The sequence below is a fragment of the Pseudomonas tehranensis genome, assembly GCF_014268615.1.
GTDB classification, from domain to species: domain Bacteria; phylum Pseudomonadota; class Gammaproteobacteria; order Pseudomonadales; family Pseudomonadaceae; genus Aquipseudomonas; species Aquipseudomonas tehranensis.
This window is the reverse complement of the sequence record NZ_JABWQV010000184.1, coordinates 1-9,986: the sequence shown is the minus strand read 5'-3', so window position 1 is coordinate 9,986 and position 9,986 is coordinate 1. Positions and strand designations below refer to the sequence as shown.

Below are 9,986 nucleotides of genomic sequence, written 5' to 3'. Positions count from 1 at the left end.
TGGGAGCGGGCTTGCTCGCGAAGGCGCCAGCAGGGCCGACATCCATCTCGACATCGACACCCAATCGCGTCGCCATTTCCTTGCGGCCACTGGCCGTCAACCCCAGTGCCCGACTGTCCAGGTCCTGGATCACCCATTTGCGCTTGATCGCCATTTGCAGCAGTGCGGCCCCCAACGCTCCCCCCAGGTGCGGACGGCGCATGCTCCAGTCCAGGCATGGGCAGGCAAACCGGCGTCGCTGAACGGCAAGCGCCTGGACATCAATGCCCAGCCCTTGCAACAGCGCCTCGCCATCGTCACTCAGGCGATAGCCTTTACCTTCCACCTCCACCAGCCATCCGGCCTCAAGCATCCGATCGTGCAAGCGCACCGCCAGCGTGCCGGCCATGTGGTCGTAGCAGGTGCGGGCAAATTGCAGGCGATCCGGGGTGCGCGGGGTGAAGGTCGGGGCGGCTTTCTGGCCGATCACCATCAACGCTTCAAGGGCCTGGGCAACGCGTCTATCCGCCAGGCTGTAATAGCGATGTCGGCCCTGGACGTACAGACGCACCAAGGCCAATTCCTTGAGCTTCGCCAAATGGCTGCTGGCGGTAGAGGCGCTGACATCGGCGATGCTCGCCAACTCCGTGCTGGTTCGGGCATGGCCGTCCATCAACGCGCACAGCATTCGGGTGCGAGCCGGTTCGGCAATGGCCGCGGCGACCTGGGACACCCCAAGGTCATGTTGCTCTGCATTCATATTTCGCACCCCGATGAATAGCGTCATGCTAGGACTGGAGAGAGTAGCAACCCTTTCAATCGTCGCGGGTCAGCACTTCCAGCAGTTCGATTTCGAAAATCAGATTCGCGCCCGGCTTGATGTGAGCGCCCATGGACCGTTCGCCGTAGGCCAGATTCGCCGGCACCCACAGCTTGCGCTTACCGCCGACCTTCATGCCCATCAGGCCGACGTCCCAGCCCTTGATCACCCGACCGGTGCCGATCACGCACTGGAAAGGTTTGCCTCGACTGTAGGACGAATCGAATTCGGTGCCGTCTTCCAGCGTGCCTCGGTACTGGGTGGTGATCAGCGCACCTTTGACTACGCTTTTGCCGTCGCCCTGTTTCAGGTCGATGATTTGCAACTCTTCGTTCATGGGGCACTCCCGTTTGGTTCAGGCGCGGGTTTTCGCAGAAATCCGCGTGGCTGGCAAACTTTTGTGTATTGGCTGCACAAGGGAACCGCAGCGGTCGCTTCGGTTCACATGGGTATCGACCCTGCATTTCAGATAAGGATATTCTGATGATCGACTCTCGCCCGCTTCACGGTTTCATTCCTCCCTATATCCTCAACCGAATCATCGCCCACGGCTCCGAACATCAACGTTCCAGCGCCCTCGGCACCCTGACCCATGTACGCAATCTGCGGCACAACCCCGGTCCGCCACACAACCCGCCCGCCGCCGCAGCGCTGCCCAGGCCGGGCAAGCCCGGCCAACCCCAGCGCAGCGTGCATGACGCACAAAACACCATGGAACTGCCCGGCCAGCCGGTACGCCTCGAAGGTCAGGCAGCCACTGGCGACGCGGCTGTGGACGAGGCCTACGATGCCCTCGGCGCCACCTACGATTTTTTCTGGAAAGTGCTGGGGCGCGACTCCATCGACAACAAAGGCTTCGCCCTGGTGGGCAGCGTGCATTACGGCCAGGACTACGAAAACGCGTTCTGGAACGGCGCACAGATGGTGTTTGGCGACGGCGATGGCGAAATCTTCCAGCGCTTCACCCGCTCCCTCGACGTGGTGGCCCACGAGTTGGCCCATGGCGTGACCGAAAGTGAAGCCGGATTGATCTACGCCAACCAGTCTGGCGCGTTGAACGAGTCCATGTCCGATGTATTCGGGGTGCTGGTCAAGCAGTTCGTCCTCGAACAGACCGCCGACCAGGCCGACTGGCTGATCGGCGCCGACCTGCTCACGGACAAGATCAACGGCGACGGCCTGCGCAGCATGTCCAACCCTGGCACGGCCTACGATGACCCGCTGCTGGGCAAGGACCCGCAACCGGCGCACATGCGTGAATTCGTCATCACCCGCGAGGACAACGGCGGCGTGCACATCAACTCCGGCATTCCCAACCGCGCCTTCTATCTGGCGGCCACGACGCTGGGCGGATTTGCCTGGGAAAAGGCCGGGCGGATCTGGTATGAAACCTTGTGCGACAGAAGATTGGCCAACGACGCGTCCTTCAGCGCCTTCGCCCGCTTGACCGTCGAGCACGCCCGCCAGCGCTTCGGTGCCCGGGAAGTGCAGGCTGTGCAGAATGGCTGGGCGCAGGTAGGCGTCGATTTAACCGAGGAGCATTGATGAAACCTCTTCCACCCCTCGACGATCACGCGGTGGTCCGGCTGTCTCGTCAGGGCGGCGTAGCGGCGATTTCCGCCTTGACTCGCCCTCGGGAAATCGATTTCGCCCAGTGCGATCTCGACCAGCGCACGCGTATCTGCTCAGTACTGGAGGGTTGCCTGCCGCTGGACTCGGCGGCGCCGGGGCGTGGCGACCAGCGTTTTTTCCGCATCGAAGTGCGCTACCGCGCCAACGACCAGGACGACGAAATGGTGCTGCAGGTGCCTGAAGATCAGGCACCCGGCGAGCTGGTGCGCCTGTGGGACAAAGGCCAAGTGAGCTGAAGGAACTAGCGCGTGGTGGGGGTGATTTTCAGAATCCGCCCGGAGGCAATCACCACCATCACGTACTTGTCATGAATCTGCACCCATTGCGCGCCTTCCTCAGGGGCTTCGAGCCCCTTCTCTTTCCAGTTTTTAATGGCCTTGTCCGAGCGCTGATATTCAGCCGGCGTCCGGTCCGCTTCCACCAAACGGCGACCATTGTTGGGGGAATGCTCCACCGCATCTCCGGTGGCCTCGACCGCTTGCGCCACAGGACCAAAGGCGGCGAGACCGGTGATCAGGACCAGGCTGGCGATCAGGGTAGGGTTGCGCATAAAAACTCCAGTGATTTCGAGAATACTGAACTCTCCGACTTCAACGGCGGCAAATCATTCCTTTTACTGTAGCGACGAATCCGTCGCCGACTGTACGGGGCGGTGATGCCTACAACCGGCGTAGGCTGGCAAAAAAGCCATTTATAAAAACCGGGGCTCGCCATGCACATCGCCATTCTGACCTTCGACGGCTTCAACGAACTGGACTCACTGATTGCCTATGGCATGCTCAGCCGCATCTCCCTGATCGGGGATAAGGATTGGCGCGTGAGCATCGCTTCACCCACCCCGCGCGTCACGTCCATGAATGGCTTGACCATCGACGCCCAGATCGACCTGGAGCAGGCCTGCAAGGCCGATGCCGTGTTGTTCGGCAGTGGCATGAAGACCCGCGAGGTCGCCAATGACCCGGTCATCATGAGCCAGTTGCGCCTGGACCCGACTCACCAGCTGCTCGGTTCGCAATGCTCCGGCACATTCCTGCTGGCACGCCTGGGGCTGCTCGGCCAGGCACCGGCCTGCACCGACACCACCAGTAAACCCTGGGTCGTCGCGGCGGGTGTCAACGTGGTCAATCAGGCGTTCCACGCCAATGGCAACATCGCCACCGCCGGAGGCTGTTTCTCCGCCCAGTACCTGTCGGCCTGGGTGCTGGCGCGGCTCAAGGGGCTGGAGACTGCGCGGGAAGTGCTGCATTACTTTGCCCCGGTGGGAGAGAAAGAGGCTTATGTGGAGCGGGGATTGGGGCATATTCGCCAATATGTGAGTGAGATGGCGCAAGTCTGACGCGATGCCCCCGTAGTGAGGGAGCTTGCTCCCTCACTACGGGCGGGCTACACATTGGCAGCCACATCCCCTATAAAGTCCAACACACCTCACCGCACGGACCCCGCCATGAGCCCCCCCACCACCTCATCCCCTGCCCTCAAGGAAATCTTCAACGCCACACGCCTTGAGCACATCGCCAGTGAGATGAGCTCGGTGTATCCGGCTTTCGATAGCCGGGCGTTCCTGAACATGGCCAAAGACGGGCTGAGCGAGCTGTCGGTGATGCAACGCATGGCACGGGTCAGTGAGTGCCTGCATGCGGTACTGCCCTTGGACTACGAGGCCTCGCTGGATGTGCTGCGAGACCTGGCGCCCCGCCTCAACAGCATGTTTGTCAGCATGTTCCTGCCCCACTACGTGGCGTCCTACGGCCGGCACAGCTTCGATTTGTCCCTGGATGCGCTCAAGTATTTCACCCGGTTCGGCTCCTCGGAGTTCGCCGTGCGGCATTTCCTGCGCGATGACCTGGCGCGCACCCTCAAGGCCATGCACGACTGGGCGCACGATCCCAACGAACACGTACGCCGCCTGGCCAGCGAAGGCAGCAGGCCACGCTTGCCGTGGTCGTTCCATCTGGAGCCGATCCAGGCCAATCCCGACCTCGCCGCTGCGATCCTTGAGACCCTCAAGGCCGACAACAGCCTGTATGTACGCAAGTCCGTGGCCAATCATCTCAACGACATCACCAAGCAGCACCCTGACTGGGTGCTGGACCGGATCGAAGGCTGGCCCCTGCAAGATCGCCACACCGCATGGATCGCCCGCCATGCTTTGCGCAGCCTGATCAAACAAGGTAATGCGCGGGCACTGGCGGTTATCGGGGTCGGCGGCAAAGCGCAGATCCAGGTGCTGGACTTGCAGGTCACGCCGGCGGTGATTCGGCTCGGCGAGCCCATCACCTTGTCGTTCAAGGTGCAATCAACCCTTGAGCAGAGCCAGCGCCTGGTGATCGACTATGCCATCGACTACGTGAAAGCCTCGGGCGGAACCTCGGCCAAAGTCTTCAAGCTCAAGACTTTCGACCTGCCCGCCCTGGAGGGCGTCAGCCTCAGCCGCTCCCAGCACATTCGCGAGCTGACCACCCGCCGCCACTACGTGGGCCGGCATGCGGTGCATCTGCTGGTCAATGGCGAGCGGCTGGGCAGCACGGCGTTCGACATCGTTCCCTGAACGGCCGCTCAGGCCAGCGCCAGCCGTTGTGCCTTGCGAATGTCCTGCAAGAAGCGCTCGGCCGGCAGCGGGTGGCCCAGCAGATAACCTTGCAGCGAATCGCACCCCAACTGAGTCAGGAAATCCTGCTGCACGTCGGTCTCCACCCCTTCGGCAACAATCCGCAGCCCCAGGGCCTGGCCGAGGGCGACGATGGCCGAGACGATCGCCGCGTCATCACTGTCATGCTCCAGGTCGCGCACGAAACCGCGATCGATCTTCAGCTCGTTGGCCGGCAACCGCTTGAGGTACATCAGGCTCGAATAACCGGTGCCGAAGTCGTCGATGGACAAGTCCACGCCCATGTCCGAGAGCTGCTGCAGCACGGTCATGCTGGCATCGGCATCGCTCATCGCCGTGGTCTCGGTGATTTCCAGGGTCAGGCTGTTGGCCGGCAAATGATGAGTCTCCAGCGCCGTGGCGACGCTCTGCACCAGCCCTACGTGGCAAAACTGCAACGCCGACAGGTTCACCGCGATGCGCCAGTCGGTGTAGCCGAGCACGTACCATTCGCGCATCTGGCGGCAGGCCTCGTTCAACACCCATTCACCGATAGGGATGATCAGCCCGGTCTTTTCCGCAAGGTCGATGAAGGTATCGGGCATCAACAGGCCCTGGGTTGGATGCGTCCAGCGCAACAAGGCTTCGGCACCGACCGGACGGCCGTTGGCCGCGTCGAACTTGGGCTGATAATGCAGGCTGAACTGGCGCTGCTCGACGGCGATGCGCAGGTCTTGCAGCAATTGCAATTGCTTGCGGGCGTTGCTGTTCATCGAGGCATCGAAAAAGCTGTAGCCGTTCTTGCCGGCCCCCTTGGCGTGGTACATCGCCGCATCGGCATTCATCAGCAGCTCTTCGGCGCTCTGGCCGTTGCCCGGATAAAGCGCGATGCCGACACTGGCGGATATCTGCAAGTCATGATCGGACACCCGGAACGTGCGACCGATCAGCCCGACCTGGCGGGCCGCCAGGCGCAACGCATCGTCAGGCTCGGCCAGTTGCACCAGCAGCACGAACTCATCACCGCCGATCCGCGCCAGGGTGTCCTGGCTGCGCAAGTCTTCCCGCAGGCGCAGGGCCACGTCGCGCAGCAACAGGTCGCCCATGTGATGGCCGAAAGCATCGTTGACCGGTTTGAAACCGTCCAGATCAATGAACATCAAGGCGAAACAGCCGCCCTGCTCATGCACCCTATGCATGGCCTGATCGATACGATCGGCCAGCAATACGCGGTTGGGCAGTTCGGTGAGGGGGTCGTGCAGGGCCAGTTGCGTCAGCTCGCGGTTGGCCAGGGTCAACGACTGGGCCAGCTCTGCGGTCCGGGCTTCCAGGCGTGCATCGAGAATCGAGGTGAGCAAGGCGATGGCCAGCACCGCCAGCGTGGTGATCAGCACCAGATTGTCCAGGCCCTTGCTGCTCAAACCGTCCAGGGCGCCGCAAAAACTGCCGTCGCTGAACCGCGCGGCGGCCATGCCGGTGTAATGCATGCCGACAATGGCCAGGCCCATCACCACGGCGGCGCCGGCGCGGGCCAGGCGTACATGAGGGATGTTCTGGCGCAGGCGAAAGGCGATCCACAACGCTGCCGCCGAAGCGCAGACTGCAATCACCAGCGAAGCCCCGAACAACGAGGGGTCATAATCAATACCCGGCTGCATCCGCAGCGCCGCCATGCCGGTGTAATGCATGGCACTGATGCCGGCGCCCATGATCAATGCGCCGAAAGCCAGTTGCCACGCCGGCAATTGCGGCTGGCTGACCAACCACAGGGCAAAACCGCAGGACAGGATGGCGATCAGCAGCGACAAGGCGGTGATCGACACATCGTAGCCAAGCTCCACCGGCAAGGTGAGCGCGAGCATGCCGATAAAATGCATGGACCAGACCCCGACGCCCATTGCCAGGGACCCGCCGGCCATCCACCAATGCGCCGCGCGCCCTTGGGTGGTAGCGATGCGTCCGGTCATGTCCAGTGCGGTGTAGGAAGCCAGTACCGCAACAAACAGGGAAATTGAAACAAGGGCCGGTGAATAACTGCCGATGAGCATGGGTTTTTCTCGTGACTGGAAAGCCGAACTGCTTCCATGCCCGGTTGAAAGGCGGCGATTGTACTCAATTGCGGTACGGGCGTACCGACCAAATATCAAAAAGCCATCACCTCTGGAATATTTGCGACGAAAGACATCCCGTTCCGTTCGGCTAAGCTGTGGTGGGCCATGTTCAGGAGACCCATTCATGACACCCCCAACCGCCGCATTAGTGGTAATAGACGTTCAGAACGACTTCATCCCAGGAGGCCAACTGGCCGTACCGGGGGGTGACGAAATCGTGCCGTTGATCAACCGCCTGGGCCGTTCATTCAGGCAGGTGATCCTCGCCCAGGACTGGCACCCGGCCGGGCACGCTTCGTTCGCCTCCAGCCACCCGGACAAGCAACCGTTCGACCTTATTCAATTGCCCTACGGCGAACAGAAACTCTGGCCTGACCACTGCATACAGGGCAGCCAAGGCGCCGCGCTGCACCCGGACCTGGACCTGCCCCACGCCCAACTGATCATTCGCAAGGGCTGCAACCCGGACATCGACAGCTATTCGGCCTTCATGGAAGCCGACCGCCAGACCCCCACCGGTTTGACGGGCTACCTCAAGGAGCGCGGCATCGACACGGTGTATATGGTGGGGCTGGCGCTGGATTTTTGCGTGATGTTCTCGGCGCTGGATGCCCGGGCGGCGGGGTTCAATGCGCTGGTGGTGCTCGATGCCTGCCGGGGCATTGATATCGACGGTTCGATGGAGGCAGCAATCCGGCGGATGCAGCAAGCGGGTGTGGCGCTGATTGAATCGAGTGCAATAGACGCCTGACCCCTGCTACATGAACCTCCTACAGTCTCAAGCCGCATCAGCACGGCGTTGGTAACCACAAGCGCAACCGCGCGCCGCCCAGCGGCGAGGCTTGCGCCGTCAGCGTACCGCCCTGGGCTTGCAGGGCGCGACGGCTGATGGCCAGGCCCAGGCCAAAACCGCCCGTGGCGCGGTCGCGGCTGCGGTCCAGGCGATAGAACGGTTCGAACACGCGCTCGCGCTCGCTGTCAGGAATACCGATACCGTCGTCGTCGACCCAGATCTCGCAGCCCTGCACACCGACCAGTACGCCAACCTGGATCCGCTTTTCGCAATAACGCATGGCATTGCGCAACAGGTTCTGCAACGCCCGGGCCGTCAGGCGCGGGTCCAGTACGAAACGCTCCAGCGCGCCGTGCAGCAGCACATCGATCACCACGTCCGGCGCAGTCAAGTCCTCGTCGACACTGCCCAGGATACTGTCGATGAACTCGTCCAGCGCTACCTCCACTCGTTCGGGCAGATGCTCGGGGTTCTGCAGACGGCTGTAAGACAGCAACTCCAGCACCAACTCATCCAGCTCGCGGATGTGCGCCACCAACCCTTGCAACCGCTCGCGACTGGCCGGCGGCAGGTCATCGGACAGCGCCAGGGCCAGGCCGAAATCGAGGCGGGTCAAGGGCGTGCGTAATTCATGGGACACCGCATTGAGCAGATCGCGCTGCTGGTTGAGCAAGCGCTCGATGTCGCCGGCCATCGTATCGAATACGTGGGCCAGGCTGCCGATGTTCGAGCTGGAGCCAATCTGCGTACGTTCGCTCAAATGGCCTTTGCCGAAGCGTTCAGCGGTGCGTTTGAGCCGTTCCAGATCGCGCCAATGCGGCCGTAACCAAAGCAGCAGGCAGGCCAGCATCGTCGCGCCGATCAACACGTTGATGCTCCAATACAGCCAACTCACCTCGGTCGGGTCCGGGGGCACGATCATCTTGACCGCCGTGCGCTCATCCAGCGGCGCGGCCGCCAGGGTTCGCCAGGCCCATTCGCCCAGGCGCACCACGTTCTCGCCGCGCTGGAGACGCGCCTGCTCGGCGGCGCTGAAACCTGCATCATCAATGGCCGCCAGTTCGATGCGCAGCGGCTCGAATTCCTTGTCCATCTGTGCCGCCAGTGCCGGCCACTGCTCGCTGGGCACGTTATGGAACTGCCTGACCATCAAGGTTTGCAGGCCACGGGAGTAATCGAGGTTGTAGTTCAGAAAGCGTTCATGAAACAGCCGGACCACCAGTTCCGGCATCAGGTAGATCGCGGCGCTGTAGGACACGATGGTGACCAGGTACAGGCGAATCAGCAGCTTCCACATCGACTCAGCATTCCCACTCGGAACGGCTGAACAGATACCCCTTGCCCCACACGGTCTTGATCTTGCGGGCTTCGCCGGCGTTGTCGTCGAACTTGCGCCGCAGCTTGGAGATCGCCACGTCCACCGAGCGGTCGGTGCCGTTGAACTCGATGCCGCGCAGACGCTGCAGAATCTGGTCGCGACTCAGTACTTCGCCGCAATGCCGGGCCAGCACCACCAGCAGGTTGTATTCGCCGCTGGACAACTCCACCGCTTGCCCGCGCCAGGTCACGGTGCGTTCGGACAGGTCGATGCACAAGTTGCCCATGAGAATGCGGTCGTTGACTGTCTGCGGCTCGGTGAGGCTACTGCGGCGCAGCAAGGTCCGAACGCGTGCCAGCAGGACCCGGGGTTCACAGGGTTTGCTGACGTAGTCATCGGCGCCCATTTCCAGGCCCAACACCTGATCATGGCTGTCATCCCGGGCAGTGAGCATCAGTATGGGCAAGGTGGCCGAATCAGCCCGCAACAAGCGGCAGACCTGCAAGCCGTCCAGCCCCGGCAGCATCAGGTCGAGGATTACCAGGTCCGGCTGATCGACACGCGCCCGTTCACGTACATGATCGCCACGGCTGAGCACACTGACCCGATAGCCGTTGCGCTCCAGGTAGCTGGCGATCAGTTCAGAAAGAGCGGTGTCGTCTTCCACCAGGAGGATGTTGGGCATGCTGTATCCAGAAAGTGCTGGGGCGTCGGCTATGCCGCTATCGCGAGCAGGCTCGCTCCCA

Annotated in this window: 11 protein-coding genes; 5 read left to right on the top strand and 6 right to left on the bottom strand. The window is 62.2% G+C overall.

Going from position 1 to position 9,986, the window contains the following annotated elements; genetic code table 11:
- Both HU811_RS20555 and HU811_RS20550 read right to left on the bottom strand, forming a co-directional pair.
- Positions 1-739 (bottom strand): ArsR/SmtB family transcription factor (locus HU811_RS20555; protein ID WP_186657798.1); only part of this gene is annotated, 739 nt, incomplete at its 3' end.
- Positions 740-794: 55 nt separating this feature from the next.
- Positions 795-1,136: an FKBP-type peptidyl-prolyl cis-trans isomerase gene (locus HU811_RS20550; RefSeq protein WP_186657796.1), complete on the bottom strand. Its 342-nt coding sequence runs from the start codon at positions 1,134-1,136 to the stop codon at positions 795-797.
- Between the two features lie 146 nt (positions 1,137-1,282).
- Here HU811_RS20550 and HU811_RS20545 point away from each other — a divergent pair, with 146 nt between their 5' ends.
- Positions 1,283-2,344, top strand: a complete 1,062-nt coding sequence (locus HU811_RS20545; RefSeq protein ID WP_186657795.1) for a M4 family metallopeptidase — start codon at positions 1,283-1,285, stop codon at positions 2,342-2,344.
- Entirely contained in the window at positions 2,344-2,667 is a 324-nt protein-coding gene (locus tag HU811_RS20540) for a protealysin inhibitor emfourin (RefSeq protein WP_092398931.1), read from the top strand. Before HU811_RS20545 ends, HU811_RS20540 begins: the two co-directional genes overlap by 1 nt.
- A 5-nt stretch (positions 2,668-2,672) precedes the next feature.
- Here HU811_RS20540 and HU811_RS20535 read toward each other — a convergent pair whose 3' ends face one another.
- A complete protein-coding gene (locus HU811_RS20535) occupies positions 2,673-2,981 on the bottom strand; it encodes an RcnB family protein (RefSeq protein WP_092398933.1) in 309 nt (102 codons plus the stop codon).
- Positions 2,982-3,143: 162 nt separating this feature from the next.
- Here HU811_RS20535 and HU811_RS20530 point away from each other — a divergent pair, with 162 nt between their 5' ends.
- Both HU811_RS20530 and HU811_RS20525 read left to right on the top strand, forming a co-directional pair.
- Entirely contained in the window at positions 3,144-3,767 is a 624-nt protein-coding gene (locus HU811_RS20530) for a DJ-1/PfpI family protein (protein ID WP_186657794.1), read from the top strand.
- A 108-nt stretch (positions 3,768-3,875) separates the two neighbouring features.
- A complete protein-coding gene (locus HU811_RS20525) occupies positions 3,876-4,979 on the top strand; it encodes a DNA alkylation repair protein (protein WP_186657793.1) in 1,104 nt (367 codons plus the stop codon).
- An 8-nt stretch (positions 4,980-4,987) separates the two neighbouring features.
- Here the strand turns inward: HU811_RS20525 and HU811_RS20520 are convergent, their stop codons facing one another.
- Positions 4,988-7,066, bottom strand: coding sequence for a putative bifunctional diguanylate cyclase/phosphodiesterase (locus HU811_RS20520; RefSeq protein ID WP_186657792.1), 2,079 nt, complete (start codon positions 7,064-7,066; stop codon positions 4,988-4,990).
- Positions 7,067-7,253: 187 nt separating this feature from the next.
- Between HU811_RS20520 and pncA the strand changes: the two genes are divergently transcribed.
- Positions 7,254-7,880: a bifunctional nicotinamidase/pyrazinamidase gene (gene pncA / locus HU811_RS20515; RefSeq protein WP_186657791.1), complete on the top strand. Its 627-nt coding sequence runs from the start codon at positions 7,254-7,256 to the stop codon at positions 7,878-7,880.
- 37 nt (positions 7,881-7,917) lie between these two features.
- Here the strand turns inward: pncA and HU811_RS20510 are convergent, their stop codons facing one another.
- Together HU811_RS20510 and HU811_RS20505 are read right to left on the bottom strand one after the other, a co-directional pair.
- Positions 7,918-9,219: an ATP-binding protein gene (locus tag HU811_RS20510; protein WP_186657789.1), complete on the bottom strand. Its 1,302-nt coding sequence runs from the start codon at positions 9,217-9,219 to the stop codon at positions 7,918-7,920.
- Positions 9,220-9,223: 4 nt separating this feature from the next.
- The gene (locus HU811_RS20505; RefSeq protein ID WP_092398946.1) at positions 9,224-9,925 is read right to left on the bottom strand and encodes a response regulator; all 702 of its coding nucleotides are present in this window, start codon (positions 9,923-9,925) and stop codon (positions 9,224-9,226) included.
- Positions 9,926-9,986 lie beyond the last annotated feature (61 nt).

Excerpts from the sequence above, each read along its gene's own strand:
- HU811_RS20550 (WP_186657796.1), bottom strand. The coding sequence starts at position 1,136 with ATGAACGAAGAGTTGCAAATCATCGACCTGAAACAGGGCGACGGCAAA.
- HU811_RS20545 (WP_186657795.1), top strand. The coding sequence starts at position 1,283 with ATGATCGACTCTCGCCCGCTTCACGGTTTCATTCCTCCCTATATCCTC.
- HU811_RS20540 (WP_092398931.1), top strand. The coding sequence starts at position 2,344 with ATGAAACCTCTTCCACCCCTCGACGATCACGCGGTGGTCCGGCTGTCT.
- HU811_RS20535 (WP_092398933.1), bottom strand. The coding sequence starts at position 2,981 with ATGCGCAACCCTACCCTGATCGCCAGCCTGGTCCTGATCACCGGTCTC.
- HU811_RS20530 (WP_186657794.1), top strand. The coding sequence starts at position 3,144 with ATGCACATCGCCATTCTGACCTTCGACGGCTTCAACGAACTGGACTCA.
- HU811_RS20525 (WP_186657793.1), top strand. The coding sequence starts at position 3,876 with ATGAGCCCCCCCACCACCTCATCCCCTGCCCTCAAGGAAATCTTCAAC.
- HU811_RS20520 (WP_186657792.1), bottom strand. The coding sequence starts at position 7,066 with ATGCTCATCGGCAGTTATTCACCGGCCCTTGTTTCAATTTCCCTGTTT.
- pncA (WP_186657791.1), top strand. The coding sequence starts at position 7,254 with ATGACACCCCCAACCGCCGCATTAGTGGTAATAGACGTTCAGAACGAC.
- HU811_RS20510 (WP_186657789.1), bottom strand. The coding sequence starts at position 9,219 with ATGTGGAAGCTGCTGATTCGCCTGTACCTGGTCACCATCGTGTCCTAC.
- HU811_RS20505 (WP_092398946.1), bottom strand. The coding sequence starts at position 9,925 with ATGCCCAACATCCTCCTGGTGGAAGACGACACCGCTCTTTCTGAACTG.